Source organism: Streptomyces sp. NRRL WC-3605 (assembly GCF_001509795.1).
Taxonomy (GTDB): domain Bacteria; phylum Actinomycetota; class Actinomycetes; order Streptomycetales; family Streptomycetaceae; genus Streptomyces; species Streptomyces viridochromogenes.
On record NZ_LLZN01000035.1, the window covers coordinates 87,308 to 107,666 of the forward strand.

Annotated in this window: 20 protein-coding genes; 15 read left to right on the forward strand and 5 right to left on the reverse strand. The window is 68.0% G+C overall.

The annotated features are described in order from the left end of the window. Positions 1-3: 3 nt before the first annotated feature. From ADL34_RS06005 to ADL34_RS06045, 10 genes are all read left to right on the forward strand, one after another. On the forward strand, positions 4-762 hold the full coding sequence (locus tag ADL34_RS06005; RefSeq protein ID WP_062671463.1) for an NUDIX hydrolase: 759 nt from the start codon (positions 4-6) through the stop codon (positions 760-762). 151 nt (positions 763-913) lie between these two features. After that, the gene (locus ADL34_RS06010; protein ID WP_062671488.1) at positions 914-2,962 is read left to right on the forward strand and encodes an ATP-binding cassette domain-containing protein; all 2,049 of its coding nucleotides are present in this window, start codon (positions 914-916) and stop codon (positions 2,960-2,962) included. Positions 2,963-3,125: 163 nt separating this feature from the next. Then, the gene (locus tag ADL34_RS06015; RefSeq protein ID WP_079034346.1) at positions 3,126-4,013 is read left to right on the forward strand and encodes a FadR/GntR family transcriptional regulator; all 888 of its coding nucleotides are present in this window, start codon (positions 3,126-3,128) and stop codon (positions 4,011-4,013) included. Between the two features lie 428 nt (positions 4,014-4,441). Further along, entirely contained in the window at positions 4,442-5,977 is a 1,536-nt protein-coding gene (locus tag ADL34_RS06020) for an RNA polymerase sigma factor (protein WP_062671485.1), read from the forward strand. Between the two features lie 115 nt (positions 5,978-6,092). After that, positions 6,093-6,986 carry a tyrosine-type recombinase/integrase gene (locus tag ADL34_RS06025; protein ID WP_079034345.1) on the forward strand — a complete coding sequence of 298 codons (894 nt, stop codon included), beginning with the start codon at positions 6,093-6,095 and terminating at the stop codon, positions 6,984-6,986. Between the two features lie 593 nt (positions 6,987-7,579). Next, entirely contained in the window at positions 7,580-7,774 is a 195-nt protein-coding gene (locus tag ADL34_RS06030) for a helix-turn-helix transcriptional regulator (RefSeq protein ID WP_079034343.1), read from the forward strand. Between the two features lie 45 nt (positions 7,775-7,819). After that, positions 7,820-8,008, forward strand: coding sequence for a hypothetical protein (locus ADL34_RS36015; protein ID WP_159038892.1), 189 nt, complete (start codon positions 7,820-7,822; stop codon positions 8,006-8,008). A gap of 92 nt (positions 8,009-8,100) precedes the next feature. Further along, positions 8,101-9,345, forward strand: a complete 1,245-nt coding sequence (locus ADL34_RS06035; RefSeq protein WP_062739772.1) for an AAA family ATPase — start codon at positions 8,101-8,103, stop codon at positions 9,343-9,345. Positions 9,346-9,654: 309 nt separating this feature from the next. Next, positions 9,655-9,966, forward strand: a complete 312-nt coding sequence (locus ADL34_RS06040) for a hypothetical protein (RefSeq protein ID WP_062671455.1) — start codon at positions 9,655-9,657, stop codon at positions 9,964-9,966. 297 nt (positions 9,967-10,263) lie between these two features. Beyond that, the gene (locus ADL34_RS06045; protein WP_062671453.1) at positions 10,264-11,433 is read left to right on the forward strand and encodes a phage major capsid protein; all 1,170 of its coding nucleotides are present in this window, start codon (positions 10,264-10,266) and stop codon (positions 11,431-11,433) included. 1,277 nt (positions 11,434-12,710) lie between these two features. Here the strand turns inward: ADL34_RS06045 and ADL34_RS06050 are convergent. The 3 genes from ADL34_RS06050 to ADL34_RS06060 are packed head-to-tail and all read right to left on the reverse strand — an operon-like array spanning position 12,711 to position 14,315. Then, positions 12,711-13,562 carry a helix-turn-helix domain-containing protein gene (locus tag ADL34_RS06050; RefSeq protein WP_062739773.1) on the reverse strand — a complete coding sequence of 284 codons (852 nt, stop codon included), beginning with the start codon at positions 13,560-13,562 and terminating at the stop codon, positions 12,711-12,713. An 11-nt stretch (positions 13,563-13,573) separates the two neighbouring features. Further along, positions 13,574-14,101, reverse strand: coding sequence for a DUF6879 family protein (locus tag ADL34_RS06055; RefSeq protein ID WP_062671448.1), 528 nt, complete (start codon positions 14,099-14,101; stop codon positions 13,574-13,576). Beyond that, on the reverse strand, positions 14,082-14,315 hold the full coding sequence (locus tag ADL34_RS06060) for a hypothetical protein (protein ID WP_062671446.1): 234 nt from the start codon (positions 14,313-14,315) through the stop codon (positions 14,082-14,084). The genes ADL34_RS06055 and ADL34_RS06060 overlap by 20 nt, the downstream gene beginning before the upstream one ends. A gap of 179 nt (positions 14,316-14,494) precedes the next feature. Here ADL34_RS06060 and ADL34_RS06065 point away from each other — a divergent pair, with 179 nt between their 5' ends. The 3 genes from ADL34_RS06065 (at position 14,495) to ADL34_RS06075 (ending at position 15,805) form a co-directional block, all read left to right on the forward strand. Next, positions 14,495-14,701, forward strand: a complete 207-nt coding sequence (locus ADL34_RS06065; protein WP_062671445.1) for a hypothetical protein — start codon at positions 14,495-14,497, stop codon at positions 14,699-14,701. A gap of 8 nt (positions 14,702-14,709) precedes the next feature. After that, positions 14,710-14,916, forward strand: a complete 207-nt coding sequence (locus ADL34_RS06070) for a hypothetical protein (protein ID WP_234374947.1) — start codon at positions 14,710-14,712, stop codon at positions 14,914-14,916. A gap of 64 nt (positions 14,917-14,980) precedes the next feature. Continuing rightward, a complete protein-coding gene (locus tag ADL34_RS06075; protein ID WP_062671441.1) occupies positions 14,981-15,805 on the forward strand; it encodes a hypothetical protein in 825 nt (274 codons plus the stop codon). Here the strand turns inward: ADL34_RS06075 and ADL34_RS06080 are convergent. Next, positions 15,792-15,980 (reverse strand): hypothetical protein, encoded by a 189-nt coding sequence (locus ADL34_RS06080; RefSeq protein WP_062739774.1) that lies wholly within the window; start codon positions 15,978-15,980, stop codon positions 15,792-15,794. The two genes, ADL34_RS06075 and ADL34_RS06080, sit on opposite strands and share 14 nt — an antisense overlap. Before the next feature lie 428 nt (positions 15,981-16,408). On the opposite strand from ADL34_RS06080, the gene ADL34_RS06085 reads away from it, so the two are divergent. Beyond that, the gene (locus ADL34_RS06085) at positions 16,409-17,266 is read left to right on the forward strand and encodes a serine protease (protein WP_062671437.1); all 858 of its coding nucleotides are present in this window, start codon (positions 16,409-16,411) and stop codon (positions 17,264-17,266) included. A 102-nt stretch (positions 17,267-17,368) separates the two neighbouring features. On the opposite strand, the gene ADL34_RS06090 is transcribed toward ADL34_RS06085, so the two are convergent. Next, a complete protein-coding gene (locus ADL34_RS06090) occupies positions 17,369-17,599 on the reverse strand; it encodes a DUF7455 domain-containing protein (RefSeq protein WP_062671436.1) in 231 nt (76 codons plus the stop codon). 444 nt (positions 17,600-18,043) lie between these two features. Here ADL34_RS06090 and ADL34_RS06095 point away from each other — a divergent pair, with 444 nt between their 5' ends. After that, positions 18,044-20,167, forward strand: a complete 2,124-nt coding sequence (locus ADL34_RS06095; RefSeq protein ID WP_062671434.1) for a DNA gyrase/topoisomerase IV subunit B — start codon at positions 18,044-18,046, stop codon at positions 20,165-20,167. Positions 20,168-20,359 lie beyond the last annotated feature (192 nt).

A 20,359-nucleotide genomic window follows, 5' to 3' on the forward strand; every position in this document is an offset into this window, starting at 1 on the left:
CGCATGCCCTACGACCCGTCAGCCTTTCCGCCCTTCGCCGTCACCGTGGACCTGGTCGTGCTGACCGTGCGCCGTCACGCCTTGTGCGCACTGGCGGTCCGCAGGGGGGAGCCCCCGTTCCAGGGGCGCTGGGCGCTTCCCGGCGGGTTCGTGCGGGCCGACGAGGACTTGGCCCAGGCAGCGGCACGCGAGTTGGCCGAGGAGACCGGTCTCCAGGCCCACGATCCGGGCGCCCCGGCCCAGGACTACGGGGCCCACCTGGAACAGCTCGCGACCTACGGCGACCCCGATCGGGACCCCCGGATGCGGGTCGTCAGCGTGGCCCACCTGGCGCTCGCCCCCGACCTGCCCGCCCCCACGGCGGGCGGCGACGCGAGCAACGCGCGATGGGCCCCCGTCGACGAACTGCTGCAGCAGGGCGGCTACGGCCGGGACGGCGAGCCCGTCGCGCCGCTCGCCTTCGACCACGCGCGGATCCTCTCCGACGGAGTGGAACGAGCCCGGTCCAAGATCGAGTACTCGTCGCTGGCCACGGCGTTCTGCCCCGCCGAATTCACCGTGGGCGAGCTGCGCCGTGTGTACGAGGCGGTGTGGGGAGTGGCGCTCGACCCGCGCAACTTCCATCGCAAGGTGACGGGAACACCCGGGTTCCTGGTCCCGACCGGCGGCACCACCACGCGCCAAGGCGGGCGCCCCGCGCAGCTGTTCCGCGCCGGCGGGGCGACGCTGCTCAATCCCCCGATGCTGCGCCCCGAGGTCTGACGCGGGCGTCCGCACGGCGGGCACCACGGCGTTCCGGCGCGGACGTACTGGAGGGCGGGGAGCCGGGTCCGGCCCGGTCGTGTGGAAGGGGTCCCGGCAGCGGGCCTTGCCCTACCCGAAAAAACGGACATAGCGCGCTATCTTGCTGCGGGTGATCCAGGCCATCGGATTGACCAGCGACCCTCGCAAGGACCTTCCCCCCGCCGTCGACGACGTCTCGTTCGAGGCGAGTGCGGGACGTGTCACCGCGTTGCTCGGAGGCCCGGGCTCGGGCAAGACCACGGTCCTCAGACTCATGCTCGAACTCCAACGGGGCCGTGGCGTCACGTACTTCAGGGGCCGCCCCCTGCACCGCATCGCCCACCCCTCGCGCGAGGTGGGCGTGGTCCTCGGGGACGTGCCGGGACATCCGTCCCGCACGGTCCGCGGTCATCTGCGGATGCTCTGCGCGGCGGCAGGCGTCCCCGCCCGGCGCGCCGACGAGGTGCTGGAGGTGGTCGGCCTCGTCAGCCTCCGCGACGAACGGCTCTCCACACTCTCGCGCGGCATGGACCGCCGTCTGGGGCTGGCCTGCGCCCTGCTGACCGATCCGCACACCCTCGTGCTCGACAACCCCGCGGGCGGTCTCTCGACGCGTGAGAAGCGCTGGCTGCACGGCATGCTGCGCGCGCACGTAGCCCAGGGCGGCACCGTCCTGCTCACCACCGCGGACCCCAAGGAGGCCGCCCGCACCGCCGACCGGGTCGTCACCCTGGAGCGGGGCCGCGTCGTCGCCGACCAGGAGGCCGCCGACTTCGCCCGCACCCGGCTGCGCCCCCGGGTCGCCGTCCGCACCCCCCACGCCCCCCGCCTCGCCACCCTGCTCACCAAGGAGGCCCGCACCTCGCACCGCTCGGTCGAGGTCGTGCGCGAGAGCGGCAACCGGCTGTCCGTGTACGGCAGTACGTGCGCCGACGTGGGGGAGACGGCGTTCCGGCACGGCATCCCGGTGCACCAACTCGCCGACGAGATCGGTGACATGGGACCGGCCGCCGTGGCCGACCGATCGGCGGCCGACCGGTCCGCGGGCGAGGCGGCGCGGGCCGATGTGGCACCGCAGCGCAAGGCGGCCGCCACACGCTCCGCCGGATCCCGCGGCCAGACGGCGACCCGTGCCCGCGGCGGCGGCCCGACCGGCGCCGAGTCCTCCTCCGCCGGGGCGCCGGCGACCGCGTCCCAACCGGCGCGCAAGCGCCGTGAGCGGGCCGCAGCGGCACAGGAGGCCGCCGCCCGCACCCCGCAGGCGCGATCGGGCAACGAACAGAGGACCGAACCCGAGGCCGAGGTGGCCGAGCGCGGCGCCCCCAGGCAGCGAGCCGCCGAGGCGCGCTCCGCCGGTCCTGGCCCCGACGCGCTTCCCGAGCTCCCGCCCCCCATCTCCGTCCGCCCCGCCCCGAGCCCCCTCCGCCCCCTGCGCTACGAGCTGCGGCGCGCCGCCGGGGTCGGCACCGGGTTCGTCACCTGCGGGGTCGTGCTCCTGGTCTCCGCCGTCACCGCCGTCGTACTTGCGCGGATCGGTCACACCCCCCGGCCCCGGCTGATGGCCGGGTGGCCCCAGCAGCTGCCGCTTCCGCCCGCGGCGCTCGGGGCCGGGCTGCTCGGCGCGCTCGCCTTCGGCGACGAGTTCCGCCATCCCGCGCTCGCCACCGACCGCGGCACCGTCCCGCGCCGGCTGGGGCTGCTGGCCGCGAAGCTCTTCGTCACCACCGCCACCGCCCTGCTGCTCGCGGTGCTCACCCTGGGCTGCGACATCGAGATGCTCTATCTCGTCTACGGCCGGGAGCTCGCGGAGGTGCCCTCGGACTGGCTTTCGCTGAGCGCCAGTTGGTTCGGGCTCGTCGTGGGGTGCGCGTGGGCCGGGGTCCTCGCGGCCGGGCTGTTCCGGTCCACCACGGCGGGGCTCGCGGCGGTGGTCGCCGTGCCGGTGGCCGTCGTACCCGTCGTACAGAAGGTCGTGGAGGGACCGTCCGTGCGGACCGCGGCCGGGTTTCCGCTGCGGATGCGGGAGCTGCTGCTCAACCAGTGGCCGTTCGGCGGGGAGCGGTACGTGGAGGCCGCGGCGCGCCTGGTCGCCCAACCCGTGGGTGGTGCGCTGACGTTGTCCCTCGCCGCTCTGCTCGGCGCTTTTCTCTTCACGACCCTACGCGGCAAGGTCCGATGACGACTCTTCCCGCCCTTTTCTGAAGGGCGTTGAGCGCAACTCCCCAGGGATAGCTCATTTCTTTCCGATAAGGCGTCAATTGCGACGGGGTGAGCGATCACCCTTTCGTGTGCTTTTCACCAAAGACCTCAAGGGAGTTGGAAACGACGCCGAAAAAGGATGCGTGAGTACCCTTGCGCACACCATGATGACCGCCGCCCGCGCCGCCGACTCCGGACTCGTCGGCCCGGGCGAACTCGACCGCTACCCGTACGCCGAGGCATCCGTCGCCGACCGCGTCGGAGCCTCCCCCTGGGAGAGCGCGGATCCCGAACTCGGCCGCGTCGGCCGCCGTGCGGCGGGCAGCCGCGGACGCGGGCTGCACGGCCAACTCGTTCAACAGCTCGGACAGATGATCGTCTCCGGAGACCTGGGCGCCGACCGTCCGCTCGTGCCCGAGGAGATCGGCCAGCGCTTCGAGGTCTCCCGGACCGTCGTGCGGGAGTCGCTCCGCGTCCTGGAGGCGAAGGGCCTGGTCAGCGCCCGTCCGAACGTCGGCACGCGGGTGCGCCCCGTCAGTGACTGGAACCTCCTCGACCCGGACATCATCGAGTGGCGGGCCTTCGGGCCGCAGCGCGACGACCAGCGCCGGGAGCTGAGCGAGCTGCGCTGGACGATCGAGCCGCTCGCCGCCCGTCTTGCCGCCGGGCACGGGCGCGACGACGTCCAGCAGCGCCTCGCCGACATGGTCGAGATCATGGGGCACGCGATGGGCCAGGGCGACGTCCTGACCTTCTCCCGCGCCGACTCCGAGTTCCACTCGCTGCTCATCCAGATGGCGGGCAACCGCATGCTCGAGCACCTCTCCGGCATCGTCTCGGCCGCTCTCCAGGTCTCCGGCGGCCCGGTGACCGGCTGTGACCGGCCGAACGAGGCGTCGCTCGCCCAGCACGGCAGGATCGCCGACGCCCTCGCGGCCGGCGACGGCGCGGCCGCCGAGGCGGCCATGCGCCAGCTGCTCACCGTCCACCCCGAGGTGGAGCGCGTGGTGCCCGCACCCCGCGAGCACTGACTCCACCCCCCGGGTGCCGCGCCCGGGCGATGCCTCCCCCTCCTGGGCATCCCCCGTCCGCGCACCCTTCCCCGTCGGACCCGCAGGATCCACGACGGATCCTGCGGGTCCGACGGCGCGAAAGGGGGACTCGACAGTCATGACGTGTCGGATCGGGCCCCAGGCTGACCTCTTATGTCGCTCTATGTCTGTTTTTGGTCGGTTACGGGATGTGACTCGGGCCACGCAGAATGGGCGTAACGCTCGGGGAAACAGCGCGATGACCTAAGAGGTGACAGCCGAGGAAGGGAATACGGACGCCGTTCGAGGCGCTGTGTATCTTCCCGGCCCCCGCCCGCACCGTCGGTCCAATCCCCAGGCCGGTGGTCGGCTCCTGTCCGCACCGGACGGGGCCGGAAGCCGCTTTCCAACGTTCCGAGAGGTTGTTCGTGTCGGCCAGCACATCCCGTACGCTCCCGCCGGAGATCGCCGAGTCCGTCTCTGTCATGGCTCTCATCGAGCGGGGAAAGGCTGAGGGGCAGATCGCCGGCGACGATGTGCGTCGGGCCTTCGAAGCTGACCAGATTCCGGCCACTCAGTGGAAGAACGTACTGCGCAGCCTCAACCAGATCCTCGAGGAAGAGGGTGTGACGCTGATGGTCAGTGCCGCGGAGCCCAAGCGCACCCGAAAGAGCGTCGCAGCGAAGAGTCCGGCCAAGCGCACCGCCACCAAGACGGTCGCGGCGAAGACGGTGACCGCCAAGAAGGCCACCGCCACCGCCACGCCCGCGGCGCCCTCCGCGGAACCCGCCGTCGAGGAGGAGGCCCCGGCGAAGAAGGCGGCCGCAAAGAAGACGACGGCCAAGAAGGCCGCGGCGAAGAAGACGACCGCCGCCACCAAGAAGACGGCGGCCAAGAAGACCTCCGGCAAGAAGGACGACGCCGAGCTCGCCGAGGACGAGGTCATCGAGGAGGCGAAGCCCGGCGAGGAGCCCGAGGGCACCGAGAACGCCGGTTTCGTGCTCTCCGACGAGGACGAGGACGACGCGCCCGCGCAGCAGGTCGCCGCGGCCGGCGCCACCGCCGACCCCGTCAAGGACTACCTGAAGCAGATCGGCAAGGTCCCCCTGCTCAACGCCGAGCAGGAGGTCGAACTCGCCAAGCGCATCGAGGCGGGCCTGTTCGCCGAGGACAAGCTGGCCAACGCCGACAAGCTGGCCCCCAAGCTCAAGCGCGAGCTGGAGATCATCGCCGAGGACGGCCGCCGCGCCAAGAACCACCTTCTGGAGGCCAACCTCCGTCTGGTGGTCTCCCTGGCCAAGCGCTACACCGGCCGCGGCATGCTCTTCCTGGACCTGATCCAGGAAGGCAACCTCGGTCTGATCCGCGCGGTCGAGAAGTTCGACTACACCAAGGGCTACAAGTTCTCCACCTACGCCACCTGGTGGATCCGTCAGGCGATCACCCGCGCCATGGCCGACCAGGCCCGCACCATCCGTATCCCGGTGCACATGGTCGAGGTCATCAACAAGCTCGCGCGCGTGCAGCGCCAGATGCTCCAGGACCTGGGCCGCGAGCCCACCCCGGAGGAGCTGGCCAAGGAGCTCGACATGACCCCGGAGAAGGTCATCGAGGTCCAGAAGTACGGCCGCGAGCCCATCTCGCTGCACACCCCGCTGGGCGAGGACGGCGACAGCGAGTTCGGTGACCTCATCGAGGACTCCGAGGCCGTCGTCCCGGCCGACGCGGTCAGCTTCACGCTCCTGCAGGAGCAGCTGCACTCCGTGCTCGACACCCTGTCCGAGCGTGAGGCCGGCGTCGTCTCCATGCGCTTCGGTCTCACCGACGGGCAGCCGAAGACCCTCGACGAGATCGGCAAGGTCTACGGCGTGACGCGTGAGCGCATCCGCCAGATCGAGTCGAAGACGATGTCGAAGCTGCGGCACCCGTCGCGCTCGCAGGTCCTGCGCGACTACCTCGACTAGTCGACAGCACTGATCAAGGCCCTGGCCTGCGCTTCTCGCGTAGGTCGGGGCCTTTGTCGTCGGGCACAGCGCTCCCGGTCAAGGTATCGACACACGGAACGTAAGGTCTGGCGGCATGAACATCACGGACATAGCGGCATATCTCGATTCATGGTTGCTGCACCTGTCTGCCGAACGGAAGAGCGCCCAGACGCTCAAGACGTACGGCGACGGGGTGCGCGCATTCATCCGGTGGGCTGAGGGCGAGGAGCGGGTCCCGTCGCTCGACCGGCCGACTGTGAACGCGTTCGTGGCGGCGCTGCTTGACGCCGGTGCGTCAGCGTCCACAGCCCGTAGCCGACAACTCGCGGTACGTCGCTTCTCGGTGTGGCTAGCCGAGGAGGGTGAGATCGCGGCCGACGCCCTGTCGACGCTCAAGCCGCCGAAGCTGGATCACAAGGTCATCCCCGAGCTGGACGACGCCCAGCTTCGGGCTCTGGTCAAGGTCTGCTCGGGCAACGACTTCCGGGCACGTCGTGATGAAGCGATCATCCGCCTCATGGCGGAAACGGGTCTGCGGGCGGGTGAGGTCGTCGGCATGACGACCGCCGACGTGGACCTGAAGGCCGGTGTGGCGATCGTCCAGCGGGGCAAGGGTGGCAGGGGTCGGCCGGTGCCGTTCGGGCCGCAGACGGGCCGTGCGATCGACCGATACCTCCGGGCTCGCCGAGGCCATCGCATGGCCGAGCTGGACGCCCTGTGGCTCGGAGACCGCCAGCGAGGATTCAGCTACCAGGCGCTCTACAGCGCGCTCAGGGGCCGCGCGGAGGCGGCCGGTATCGAAGGGTTCCACCCGCACGTTCTGCGGCACACGGCGGCCGGTAGGTGGCTCGCTGCGGGCGGTTCCGAGGGTGGCCTGATGGCCGTGGCGGGGTGGAGCCGCCGGGACATGATCGACCGGTACACCAGGGCGACCAGCCAGCGCAGAGCCGCCGACGAAGCGAGAAGGCTGTCCCTCGGCGACTGGTGAGGCTGTCGGTGGCCCCCTCGTACGGTGTGCTCCTCCCCAAGAGAGAGGGCCGCCCGTGACTCCAGAGCAACGCCGTACGAAAGCCCGCGCCGCCGCCTACGCCAGATGGGCGAGAGAAGACGACCCGTCAGCGGCAACCTCGGCGGCCCGGGAAGCCTTCCTGAAGCGCTTCGAGGATCAGGTGGACCCGACGGGCCGGCTGGCCCCGCAAGAGAGGGCTAGGCGGGCACGAGCGGCCCGCAAGGCGTACTTCCAAGCCCTCGCGCTCAAGTCGTCCATGGCGCGGCGCGCGGCGTAACGCAGACTCCCCAAGAGGCCGTCCGGTGCGCCCGGGCGGTCTCTTTCGTGCCCCCAGCATCTCCATCGGCACCGACTTCCGAGAACACGAGAGGCTTCGTCCTCAAGATCGAGCAGTTTGACGTTGATCTGCGAGCCTTCGCAGGCGAGGGGCGGTGGCCTACGGGCTGTCGCCCCTTCTTCGCGTCCCGTACGGGCTGTTTCTGGGTTTCAGGTGTCGGGGTCGGAAGGGACGGTTGGGCCAGCCAACCGGAACCACCGGCGAGCGACACCGAAAGGCCAGAGCCATGGAGAAAATGATCTCCCCGAAGGAACTCGCCACCTTCCTGGGCGTCCCCGTCCAGACCGTCTACGAGTGGAACCACAGCGGGGCCGGGCCGCGCTACTCCCGCTTCGGCAAGCACGTCCGATACGCCCGCGCCGACGTTGAGGCGTGGCTGAACGCCCACACCGTCGATCGCAGTGACCGCCGTCGTGCCCAAGCCGCCTGAGTCGCTGGTCGACAACGAACCCGACGACACAGAAAGCGAGGCGGCATGAAATCCGTGATCGTCCCAACTGACGTAGCCGTGGCCTTCCTTGTCCGTGAAGGGGCGAGCAAGGAACAGGCCCGACGCTGGATCTACAACCGGAGCAAGTCCGGCCTGCTCACCAATCACGGCAAACGGGGAAATGGGCAAGCCCGCTGGGACCTGGCCGAAATCGACGCCCTGATCAGGAAATGAAACGACCCCCGGGAAGGGAAACCGGGGGCCGCAACGCCAACCGTTCGGACCCGCGAAGCGGTCGGCTACTCAACCAGAAAGAGGTAGCGACAATGCTACAGGAAACCCCCGACAGCGAAACCCCGCCGTGCGGGTCCGGCGCGCGCGTTCGATTCGATCAGCCGTTGCCCTGCGGCCCTGACGAACTGATATCGGATGACGACCTGGAACGTCTCATTGAGGCGGACCGGCGACGGAATGAGATCCGCCAGTACGCAGAATATGAACTGTTCAAGCGTGAAGCCAAGCGCATGGCCGACGCGCTGGAGCATGAAAGCGATATAGCGGCCCTGGATGCCCGCTCACGCAGCCTGACGGAATTTCTCGCGGAGAAGCCTGCCGGGGGGCCGCGTTACGACATCGCCGAACTTCTGCCTATCGAAGGCAATTTCACGCTGCTCGCAGCCAAGAAGACGGGTAAGACGACAACGACCGTCGAACTGGTCCGGGCTGTTGCCGACGGTGAACCCTTCCTCGGGCGCTTCGAAATCACGGACGGACCGGGCAATGTTGCCGTCTGGGACTACGAAATGAGCGAAGACCAGCTCAGGGAGTGGATACGTGACGCAGGCGTACGGAACACCGGAAATGTGCACGTGCTGAGCCTGCGCGGCCTGTATGCATCGCTCCGCACCCCCGCTACCCGAGAATGGGCGGTCAAGTGGCTCCGCGATCGTCAGATACGCGTATGGGTCCTCGATCCCGCCCACCGCGCAATGACCGGATTCACGACACAAGGCGACCCCAATGACGCCGTCCTCGAATTCACCGAGACGCTGGAGCGTATCAAGCGTGAAGCGGGGGTGCGGAATCTCGGATTGCCCATCCACACCGGAATCAGGGGCGACCACGCCCGTGGAGCCTCCCGGTGGGGCGACTGGCCCGATGCAATCTGGACGCTCAAGAAGGACGAGTCCGGGCGGCGGACGCTGCAAGCAGAAGGCCGAGACGTGAATTTCCAGCCGGCCGACCTGAAAATGGACCCGAATACGCGAAGGCTGTCAGTTCCGGCGTTCGCCAACGCGTCCAGTGCCTATCAGGGTCCGAGCGACGTAGACAAGCTCTGCATGTGGCTTGCGAGCAATCCCGGAAAGCATCCATCGAAACGCAGCGTGGCGCTCGCCCTAGGCGTAAGCCAAGAAAAGGCTGCATCAATCATGGAACTGGCCGAGGACGCCGAACGGATCGTCATCCAGCCCGGCCCCCGGCGGTCACATCGCGCATGGCTCCCAGAGCACTGGGAAGCGGAGCAGAAGGCCCGGCAGGAAGACGCCCAGGGGCGTCAGATGGAGCTATAAGGAGGGCGACTGCTCGGCCGACTGCTTCCGGAGTGCTTCCGAAGCAGTCACCGAGCACTCGAAACGCCCAGGTCACACCGCTTCCGAAGCAGTCGAAAGCACTCACTGCTCTTATCTCTATAGGGGAAGCACTCAGCCAGAAGCACTCGATTCGGCCGTAAGGGGTGAGCCTCTGGACGCCCCCAGCAAGGCCGCTCACCCACCCTCCAGGCATAACGGAGTCAGGTCGGCACTGCGAAGCCGTCAGAACGCCGCACAGCCCCCTCCTGGGCGTCCCGAGCTGGACGCCCCACCCGAAAGGAAGACGCCATGACCACGATCCCCGACTTCCCTCCCGTCCCCGGCCCCGGCGAACTCGTTCTCGCCGCGTTCAACCGCTACCCGCTCGCCGAAGACGACTGGTCGCGTTTCAGGAGAGGCGTAGACGCGTACACCAAGAATTGGCGTCAGGTACTGAAAGCCCGCGAAGAGGCTGGGGGTGACGTCTATATCTCCCCGGTATGGGAAAAGCCACTGTCTGAGCAATTCGCACACGAAGCGCGCCGGCTGCGGGAAATAGGGTCGCCTGAGTGGAGGCTCTGGGAGGCGCAGGCGCGCGAATTCGAGCTGAATGAAATGTGACCCGTATCACCATCCCCTTTTCTCGCTCTATTCGCCAATTCCGGGATACCGTGATAGGCGAGGCACGGGAACTCCTCATGGTGACGTACGCCCCCTCTCCCCCTCCGGGTTTCCTCTCGTTTCCCCGGCAACGGAGACCGACCAGGGGGCGTACGTTCTCCCGTCGGCTGGACGGCCGACATCGCACAGTTCCCCCACTCAACTCCCTCTGTAGCTGGGCGGCTACGCCGCAGCCGACGACTGGGCGGTCCTCGGATTGCGAATCAACATCACGCACTCCAGAAAAGGACCACTGTCATGGAATTCCCCGCACTTCAGGCCGTACAGCAGGAACTCTCGCAGCTCCTCGCCGAAGCGAGCGACGGAAACGGCGGCCACGACCTGGCCAAGATCCGCAGCATCAGCGGCACCAATGCCGAGAAGCTGAAGCACATCAAGGCCCTCAGCTCCAAGATCGCCGAACTCAAGGCGATGGGTGAGGCGTCCGGCCGTCTGTCCGGCGACGGCGCACAGGCGTTCAAGACCGGCGTCACCGGCTCTCACAAGGCCGCGACCGCCAGCACCGCTCAGGGAGCCCGCCAGTGGGCGCAGGACGCCGCCCAGGCCCTCACCAAGGCCGCCGAGAAGCACGGCGTCAAGGCGCTCACGTCCGGCAGCGTGGACGCCCCCACGATGGTCCGTACGGGCCTGTTCGCCATGCCGTCCAACCCGGCCCGGCTCCTCGACCTCATCGTGGACGTTCAGTCCGTCCCCGGCAACGAGTTCGAGTACCTCCAGCAGACCGTGCGCACGGACAACGCCGCCGCCGTCGTGGACGCCGCCACCAAGCCCACGTCGATCTACACCGTGAAGTCCGTTCAGGACCGCGTGAGGGTGTACGCGCACCTGTCGGAACCGGTCCCGCTGCGACTGTTCGCCGACCACAAGGACCTCCGGCCGTTCCTCGAAAGCGAGATGACGCGCGGCGTCCTGGACGCCCTCGAAGCGGACATCGTCAGCGGCGCCGTGGCCAGTGAGAACGTCGTCGGCATCCTCAACACCACGGGGATCGGAGCGACCGCGTACACCACCAGCGTGCCGGTCACCCTCCGGAAGGCCCTCACGGCCATGCAGACGGCCCACGAGGCCCCGACGGCGTGGGCGCTCAACCCGGCCGACGCGGAAGCCCTGGATCTGCTCCTGACGGCCGACGGCGAGTACGTCGGTTCCAGCGCCGACGGGCAGTTCGCCTACAGCAACATCTTCGGCCAGATCCCCCGCGTGATCACCACCTCGGTTCCCGCCGGAACGGCGATCCTCGCCGACTGGACGCAGTGCCGCCTCTACGTCCGCGAGGGGACGAGGATCGACGTGGACTCGTCCGGGGTCCTGTTCGACACGAACCGGGCCAAGTTCAGGGCTGAGGGCCGCTTCGGCTTCGCGGTGAACCGCCCCTCGGCGTTCCGGACGGTGGACCTGACGGCGTAACGCCCACGACCCGGCCAACTCTCCTCAATCGGGGGGAGTTGGCCCCAGCCGGCCCGCAGGATGGAATGGCGAACTGCCATGAAAACTGTGGGTGTTACCCAAGCCGACCTCCAACTGGGCTACGCGTGCATGGACCGGGACCACTTCGCGGCCCTGTATCCGGGCTCAACCCCACACAGGGCGCTGGAAGCCGAGGTGGAGCTGAGGAAGCGTCTGCTGCCTCGCCTGCCTACCCGTGCAGAGCTGGACGCCTGCCGACGTGCAGCACGTACAGCCTGAGAGACGCCCCACCACCCATGCCCGCGTGGGAGGTGGGGCCCCCGGCCCCGACCCCGGTGAGGTGGGTGCCGCGCCCCTGGTGCCGTGCCCCTCGCCGCTGTGCCTGCGCCTTGCCCGCACACTCACTGCAACCACACAGCCAAGCACACGAAAGCTCGAAGGCAAGCAAGCACCAAGGGAAAAGGCAAGGAACTGCGGAAATCGTGAGGTTTGCGGAAAAGGTAGCTTCGCAAGCATGAACACAATCTTCAACAGCGAAATTGCGACCGAAACTCATCGCCCCAGCAATCCCTCGGCTGGCAGACCCTCTAGGTACCTGCACCCAAGGAATCCCCTTGGAGTCCCATTCATCTCGGACTCGCCTCGCCTCCAAGCACCCCATTACCGCACCGGCAGCACTGCAACTGCCGGGAATCACCACCCCTGTAACCCTGTGCCGGTCGGGACGGAAAGGTTCATGCCCCCGATATCACCAACGACAGGGAATGCATGATTATGCAGCCGGTTATGCATAGGAGGGGGGTACCTCATCCGCATATTATGCAGGCCCGGACGACCCCCGCCCCTGTGAATCGTTTCCCTCCCTATTCGTCAGCCTGACGAAAACGAAGGAAAATTGCAGTTCAGAGGCGTGATCAACTTGAGTCGGCGAGGCCGAGGGCCCGACCACTCCTCGGCGGCCCCGACGGGCTGCATATTCGCCGCATATTCATGCGGTGATGCATATTCGCTGCATACTGGAGGTGTCATTATGCGATGCGCGGAGTGTCGGAAGCCCTTCGCTGGGCGAAAGGGTCAGAAATTCTGCCGTGAGCCGGAATGCGTGCGGGCGAGGCGTGCCAGGATCTACCGCGAGTGGTACGCCGATGCTCGCGCCAACGGAATGCCTCCCCGGAAAACGGGCGTCGTTCCGTGCGCGGGTTGCGGAAAGCCCTGCCTGGGCGGAAAGGGTAGCCTCCCCGAAGGGCAGCGTCGTTGCCGTGAATGCCGATCGAAAGCTACTCAAGCGCCGAATTAAGGGCTCGCATGATGCATTCCCGCGCCGCCGATCCGTGAACGGCAGAGCGGGACAATTCTGCGAACGCCCGTAGGTACGTGTGCACTTCGCCCGGTGCCGTGATGTTGACCTCTGCCGTCAGGGTTTCCACGGCCACCTGGGCGTCATCGAACGCGTAGAAGGCTTCGAGCGGCCAGACGGTACGCCGGGCCGCGAACGGGATGATCCCTAGGGACACGTTCGGCCGGGACATGATCTCTTGCAGGTACCGAAGCTGTGCGGCCAGCTCGGGGCCGTCGCAGACCCGGTAGTACAGAACGGCTTCTTCGAGCAGCAGCCCGAACCGGTGGTTGCCCTCGTGGACGACGCGGGACCGGTTGAGGCGTGCTTGTACAGCGTCGGCCACGTCGTCAGGGGTGCCCTGGAAGGCCGTGATGGACCGCAGAAGCCCTGTCGCGTAGTCGGCGGTCTGGAGCATCCCCGGCACGACGTTGGAGGCGTACACGCGGAAGTGGGCGGTTCGCTCGTACAGGGGGACGGTCTTCTCGTGAACCCTCCGCATGCCGTCCCGGTGGATCTGCCGCCAGTGGACGTACATGGACTCGGCGGTACGGGACGCGGCGATCAGATCGGCCGCCCGGTCTGCCACTCCGCAGGCTTGGCACCAGGCCCGAATGTCGTCATCGGAGGGAGCTGTCTTGGCCCGTGCGATGCGGGAGGCTTTCGACTTGTGCCACCCGCACAGCACGGCCAGTTCATGCCCTGTCAGCCCTGCGTCCCGACGTATGCCATCCAGTTGGGCAGCGATGGCCGCACGGGCAGCCTGGGCGGTGGACAGCGGTGATGTGGGCATGAACTTGCTTCTCAGACGGTGTACTTGTCGTGCGGCGTGGCCAGGTCCCAGACGGCCTCGAAGGCGTCGGCGCAGAAGCCGGCGGTTGCCTGATCTTCGGTCTGGTCGGTGTGGACCCAGCGTCCGTCCCCGTCGAACACGTTGAACTGGACGAGCCTGCCGTCGAACAGCCAGAAGTCGTTTCCGGGCAGAGCGAGCCTGGACGCCAACCGGCGGGGCAGCCAGCGGATTTCCTCGCCTGCGGCGATGTTGGTGAAGGTGAACGAGTGCTCGTACCGGATGTACTCGCTGGGCGGTTCGCTCACGATTCGAGCCCGGCGCAACCGGACGCCCTTGGCGGTGATTTCCTGGACCACGTCGAGCCAGGGCCGCCACCACGACTCTCGGTCGTCGTCCGGGTCGAGCCGGTGACCCTGCCGCCATGCCGCAAAGCGTTCGTCCTCGTTCGGGATGGCGTACACGTCGCGCATCTCCAGATGAACGGCAGACCGCTCAACCGACCGGATCAGGTCGGTGAAGTTACTCAGGCTCTGCGCCATCAAGTGCCTCCCTCAGCAGCGGAATCATGCGCTGCGGCAGCCGTACCACGCTCTCGTGTGCCGGAAGCGGGCTGTCCTGGACGGTCCGGGCTGTCGTGTCGGCGTCGGCCGTCACGCCCTGAATGACGAGATCCTGCGTTTCCTCGTCCACCCACACCGCCGGGCAGCCGTGATCTCCGGACTCCGGGTCTTTCCCTACGAACCGTAGGCTCATGGCCCCTCCTCAAGTCCATCCGGGTTGCAGTCGGTTGCACGCAGCCTCACGGCGTCCAGTCTGGGCGTCAAGGCTGCTCAGGGCCGACGTGCAACCGCGTGCAACTTCGTGGACCGGTGGCCTCCCCTCTCCCTACCGTCGGGGAACCGTTGCCACAACTCCTCGGGGAGAGAACGCGGATGCCGACACACAAGACCACCCAGGAACCGCCCATCGACCTCCCCGTGGGCTTCAACGCCTGGTTGCTGGACTGCGCACCGGTTCCGGGCTGCGCGACGTGCCGGACCGAGTGGCGGAGCCTCAAAGCCGCCGAGGGGGCCGGGGACATCGGCCAGGCCGCCAAGCACGCCACGAAGATCCGCGACCACTCCGGGGGCCACCAGTGACGATGGACATGCAGACCTACCGGGACGGCCGGAAGGCGGCCACGGACGCGGCGGAGGCCATCCGGGCCGCCCTGGTCGAACTCGGGCTACCGGAACGCGTATGGAGCAGCGTGCGCCCGATGGTGACCCACAGCGGTAAGCCGTACGTGCACCTGGGCATGATGCGTGCCGACGCCGTCGAGAAGATCGCCGAAGCCATCCGAGCCGGCGAATAGGGCCCGCGCCCAACTCCTCCGCGATGAAGCCCGATTGTCAGTACCTGGTGCGACAATCAGTCGTATGCCTGATGCGCTGCGCTCCCTGGACGACATGCTGACCAATCCGAACGGCATGTCAGATGATGAGGTTCAACGCCTTCGTTGCGAGAAGGTGCTCGGCACAACTGCGGTCCTCCTCCATCAGGATGGAGACGCCAAGGCCGCTGAGCTGGCCATCATGCTCGCTGAGGTTGTGACGCTGGAGCTGGAGTACAGCGAAACGGACTGGGGCGTGGAGTACTACGAGGCGTACCTGGAAGTGGAGCCTCATCTTGTCCCGCAGTTCACTCAGGACGATCTCGGCCGGATCGAGGGATCGATGCGGGCTGCGACGCGCAAGGACAAGTTCACGATCAAGGAACTCTACGTGCGCCCGATCCTCCCAAGTGTGGGAGCGGACTGGCGGCAGCAACTCAAGGCGGCTAACGGGCCGCATCCCACGAACCAGGCTCGACGTGTGCGTGTAGAGCCGCAGCACCCGGTAGAGGACGGGCTCCACTTCACGAATGTGTGGGAGCACAACGTGTACCAGGTCCTGAAAGAGCATCAGGCCCGACTGCCGGAGCACGAAACCATCGGGATCGTGCCCCTTGCGGCGGTGCGAGTGCCCCGGCACACCTTCGAACCCGACTTCTTGATCACCTACAAGGGCCGCGCGGGGGTGATCGAAGTGGACGGCCCCCACCACGAGGGCCCCAAGCGAGCCTCCAATGATCACAGCCGAACTGATCTGCTGATCAACGCCGGGGTCGAGTGGGTCGCTCGTCTGGACGTGCGCGACACGACGCAGAAGGCAGAGGTCGAGAGGTTCGTCAGCAACTTCCTGGCACGCCTCACCCGGCGGTAGCCGTTCGCTCGCGTGCTTCCTGGGCGTTGATGACGCGCCGCATGAGGGCGTCCGCCCAGGTGCGCCGCTCGCTTCCTTCGGGGGCCTGCCACTTCATGGAGGGCAGGATGTCGGCCAGGGTGGCCAGGTCGTCTTGATCCATTTCGGCAATGGATACGGAGAGGTCGAGTGCCATTTTGATCACCCTCTTGGTTGGGCTTTGCCTCTCGACGCTACGCCTCCACACCCCCTCTGACCAGGGGTTTTGACGCAAACCTCGCGGGTAGCTTGTGCCCGTCGCAAGGGCTGTCCGGGGCTTGCGTGACCGGGACGGGAACGGGACCGTCGGATGTCTGGCGGTACTGAGGTTTGACCGGCCGACGCGACCAGTAGTAGAAGGTAGTGCAGGGCACAGCGCTCGATGCTGGCCAGTGTTTTCGCAGGTGGGCACACCGCTCAGCGGCTCATACTGCGCGACTACCTCGACTGAGCCGCCCGACGTACCAGGAAGGCCCGGCACCCCTCGGGGGGGGCCGGGCCTTCCTGGCGTGCGCGCGCGGGTGCGGGCCCGGACCGGCTGAATCACTCTGGGTGTGCCATGACCACCCGAGAGTGAGGAGCGTCATGCGTCGTACCTTTGTCCGGGCGCTGGCCCGGCCGCTGGTTCTGGCGGCCGCGGCGGCCGTCATACCGCTGGTCACGGCCGCCCCGGCGGCCGCCGACCGTGTCGTCGTCGGCGGGTTCCCCGTCGATGTGTCCCAGAGTCCCTGGACGGTGGCGCTGTCCAGCCGTGACCGGTTCGGGGGTACCCGGGCGGGGCAGTTCTGCGTGGGCGTCGCCGTGGGGCGCTCCACCGTGCTCACGGCGGCCCACTGCCTCAGCTCGGAGGTCCTGGGCTCCCCGCCGGACCAGGTGAGCGACCTCCGAGTGATAGCGGGGCGCACAGATCTGACGTCCACGCGAGGCAAGGAGATCCCCGTCAGCGACGCCTGGGTGAACCCGGACTACGACGGCGACACCAACGACGGCGACTTCGCCGTGGTCTCGCTCGCCGAGGCGCTGCCCGCCACCTCGGTCATCAGGATGGCGGGTGCCGGCGACCCCGCCTACGTTCCGGGGACCCCGGCCCTGGTCTACGGCTGGGGGGATGTCACGGGGGCGGGGGACTATCCGCGGGGGCTGCGGGCCGCTCGGGTGCGGGTGCTGCCGGACGCGCTGTGCGAGGAGGCGTATCCGGGCGGTGGTGAGGGGCGGTACCTGGCGGACAGCATGGTGTGCGCCGGGGAGCGCGAAGGAGGCCGGGACGCCTGCCAGGGGGACAGCGGAGGGCCCCTGGTCGCGCAGGGGAAGCTGATCGGACTGGTCTCCTGGGGCAACGGCTGCGGCCGTGCGGGGAGCCCCGGTGTCTACACGCGGGTGTCCGACGTCATCCGGGCCGCGGGCTGGCGCTCCGCGACGCGGGAGGGTGCGGGAAGCGGCTGAGCGCCGCTGAGAAGAGCACGGGCGGTCCCCCCTGAGGTTTCCACAGGGGGGACCGCCCGTCTGTCGGCCTGTGCCGATGCTGGCTCGTCGTGATGCGAGGTGTCAGCGCTCTTCGTCGTTCGCCGTTCCGGGAGCAGCCGTGAGACGCTCCGTCTCATCCTGTATCTCGGCGGCGATCTTCTTGAGTTCCGGCTCGAACTTGCGACCGTGGTGGGCGCAGAAGAGCAGTTCTCCGCCGCTGAGCAGGACGACGCGCACGTACGCCTGGGCGCCGCAACGGTCGCAGCGGTCAGCGGCCGTCAGGGGGCTCGCGGGGGTCAGAACAGTAGTCACGTCGCCTCTTCTCTAGCTCGACGAGCTGTCGTACCAGGGTCAACATCCAACCAGCCCCAAAACGTTCCCGCTCGTGGCTTCTCCCAGAGAGAAATTTTCTCGGGGGTGGTGGGCTGCTGCCGGTGTGGCGGCGAATGTGCCGTATTGCGTGCTGTCGTGCTTACGGTTTCGCGCTCTCGGTCATGGTCGGTCCTCCCCGGCCGGGTTGCCGGTTTGTTCAGGAGGACGTGCCCGGAGCCTAAATGGTTCATGCCCGTAAGGGAACGTGATATGTGCTTCACTCCCCAGAGGGATCGAACATCCATACGAGTCTGGACTAGGGTGACTTCCGACGAGGGTGGCGTTACAACGGCTCTACCAGGCCTCGGTACCCTCTGAGCGGCAACCGAAGCCACGCCCGTACCCACAAGGGCGCCCAGTGAAATTCAGCGAGGAGCGAACCGCGTGACCGCCGATACGTCCGTGCCGTCCACAGCGCTGCTGGCAGGAGCAGACCGGGACGGTTCCAACTACACCGCGCGGCACCTGCTCGTCCTCGAGGGCCTCGAAGCCGTGCGCAAGCGCCCCGGCATGTACATCGGGTCGACCGACAGCCGCGGTCTGATGCACTGCCTCTGGGAGATCATCGACAACTCCGTGGACGAGGCCCTCGGCGGCTACTGCGACCACATCGAGGTGATCCTCCACGACGACGGCTCCGTCGAGGTGCGCGACAACGGCCGGGGCATCCCGGTCGACGTCGAGCCCAAGACCGGCCTCTCCGGTGTCGAGGTCGTCATGACCAAGCTGCACGCCGGCGGAAAGTTCGGCGGCGGCTCGTACGCCGCCTCCGGCGGTCTGCACGGCGTCGGCGCCTCCGTGGTGAACGCCCTGTCCGCCCGGCTCGACGTCGAGGTCGACCGCGGCGGCCACACCCACGCGATCAGCTTCCGGCGCGGGGTGCCCGGTGCCTTCGCCGCCGACGGCCCGACGGCGAAGTTCGAGGCCAAGAGCGGCCTGCGCAAGACGAAGAAGATCCCCAAGACGCGTGAGGGCACGCGCGTGCGGTACTGGGCCGACCGCCAGATCTTCCTCAAGGACGCCAAGCTCGATCTGGAGACGCTGCACCAGCGGGCCCGCCAGACCGCCTTCCTGGTGCCCGGCCTGACCATCGTCGTCCGGGACGAGGTCGGTCTCGGCGCGGGCGGCAGCAAGGGTGAGGAGTCCTTCCGCTTCGACGGCGGCATCAGCGAGTTCTGCGAGTACCTGGCCTCTGACAAGCCGGTCTGCGACGTCCTCCGCTTCACCGGACAGGGCACCTTCAGGGAGACCGTCCCGGTCCTAGACGAACACGGCCAGATGACCCCCACCCAGGTCACCCGCGAGCTGGGCGTCGACGTCGCCATGCGCTGGGGCACCGGCTACGACACGACCCTGAAGTCGTTCGTGAACATCATCGCCACCCCCAAGGGCGGCACACATGTCGCGGGCTTCGAGACCGCCGTCGCCGGCACCATGAACGAGGTGCTGCGCGCCAAGAAGATGCTCCGCGTCGCCGAGGACGACATCGTCAAGGACGACGCCCTGGAGGGCCTCACCGCGGTCGTCACCGTCCGTCTCGCCGAGCCGCAGTTCGAGGGGCAGACCAAGGAGGTCCTCGGCACCTCGGCGGCCCGCCGGATCGTGAACGCCGTGATCGCCAAGGAGCTCAAGGCGTTCCTGACGTCCACCAAGCGGGACGCGGCGGCACAGGCGCGCGTGGTCCTCGAGAAGGCCGTCGCCGCCGCCCGGACCCGTATCGCGGCCCGCCAGCACAAGGACGCACAGCGCCGCAAGACGGCCCTGGAGTCCTCCTCGCTCCCCGCGAAGCTCGCGGACTGCCGCAGCGACGACGTCGACCGCAGCGAGCTCTTCATCGTCGAGGGCGACTCCGCGCTGGGCACCGCCAAGCTCGCCCGGAACTCCGAGTTCCAGGCGCTCCTGCCCATCCGCGGCAAGATCCTCAACGTCCAGAAGTCGTCCGTGACGGACATGCTCAAGAACGCCGAGTGCGGAGCGATCATCCAGGTCATAGGGGCGGGATCGGGCCGGACCTTCGACATCGACGCGGCCCGCTACGGCAAGATCATCATGATGACCGACGCCGACGTCGACGGCTCCCACATCCGCACGCTGCTGCTGACGCTCTTCCAGCGGTACATGCGCCCGATGATCGAGGCGGGCCGGGTCTTCGCCGCGGTGCCCCCGCTGCACCGGATCGAGCTCGTCCAGCCCAAGAAGGGCCAGGACAAGTACGTGTACACGTACTCGGACCGCGAGCTGCGCGACAAGCTCATGGAGTTCGAGAGCAAGGGCGTGCGCTACAAGGACTCCATCCAGCGCTACAAGGGCCTCGGCGAGATGGACGCCGACCAGCTCGCGGAGACGACCATGGACCCGCGCCACCGCACCCTGCGGCGGATCAGCCTCACCGACCTCGAGGCGGCCGAGCGGGTCTTCGACCTCCTGATGGGCAACGACGTGGCGCCGCGCAAGGAGTTCATCTCCAGCTCGGCGGCGACGCTCGACCGGTCGCGCATCGACACCTGAGCCGTACGGCGGTACGGAGGACCGGCCGGGGCCCGAGCCCCGGCCGGTTCCGCCGTTCCGGGGCCCTTCCCGCGGTCGACGCGACTCCTGCGGTGCCCGGCTGGTATGCGGTTTTGCCTGCTGAATCACCTGATGGGGTGAAACGCTCCGAGAAGCCCGGTCGGCGGTCTTTCCGTTCTGTCCATGCTTGGG

Coding starts and splice junctions, on each gene's coding strand:
- ADL34_RS06075 (WP_062671441.1), top strand. CDS start 14,981: ATGCCTGATGCGCTGCGCTCCCTGGACGACATGCTGACCAATCCGAAC.
- ADL34_RS06055 (WP_062671448.1), bottom strand. CDS start 14,101: ATGGCGCAGAGCCTGAGTAACTTCACCGACCTGATCCGGTCGGTTGAG.
- ADL34_RS06045 (WP_062671453.1), top strand. CDS start 10,264: ATGGAATTCCCCGCACTTCAGGCCGTACAGCAGGAACTCTCGCAGCTC.
- ADL34_RS06050 (WP_062739773.1), bottom strand. CDS start 13,562: ATGCCCACATCACCGCTGTCCACCGCCCAGGCTGCCCGTGCGGCCATC.
- ADL34_RS06065 (WP_062671445.1), top strand. CDS start 14,495: ATGCCGACACACAAGACCACCCAGGAACCGCCCATCGACCTCCCCGTG.
- ADL34_RS06060 (WP_062671446.1), bottom strand. CDS start 14,315: ATGAGCCTACGGTTCGTAGGGAAAGACCCGGAGTCCGGAGATCACGGC.
- ADL34_RS06030 (WP_079034343.1), top strand. CDS start 7,580: ATGATCTCCCCGAAGGAACTCGCCACCTTCCTGGGCGTCCCCGTCCAG.
- ADL34_RS06035 (WP_062739772.1), top strand. CDS start 8,101: ATGCTACAGGAAACCCCCGACAGCGAAACCCCGCCGTGCGGGTCCGGC.
- ADL34_RS36015 (WP_159038892.1), top strand. CDS start 7,820: ATGAAATCCGTGATCGTCCCAACTGACGTAGCCGTGGCCTTCCTTGTC.
- ADL34_RS06040 (WP_062671455.1), top strand. CDS start 9,655: ATGACCACGATCCCCGACTTCCCTCCCGTCCCCGGCCCCGGCGAACTC.
- ADL34_RS06005 (WP_062671463.1), top strand. CDS start 4: ATGCCCTACGACCCGTCAGCCTTTCCGCCCTTCGCCGTCACCGTGGAC.
- ADL34_RS06070 (WP_234374947.1), top strand. CDS start 14,710: ATGCAGACCTACCGGGACGGCCGGAAGGCGGCCACGGACGCGGCGGAG.
- ADL34_RS06025 (WP_079034345.1), top strand. CDS start 6,093: ATGAACATCACGGACATAGCGGCATATCTCGATTCATGGTTGCTGCAC.
- ADL34_RS06080 (WP_062739774.1), bottom strand. CDS start 15,980: ATGGCACTCGACCTCTCCGTATCCATTGCCGAAATGGATCAAGACGAC.
- ADL34_RS06085 (WP_062671437.1), top strand. CDS start 16,409: ATGCGTCGTACCTTTGTCCGGGCGCTGGCCCGGCCGCTGGTTCTGGCG.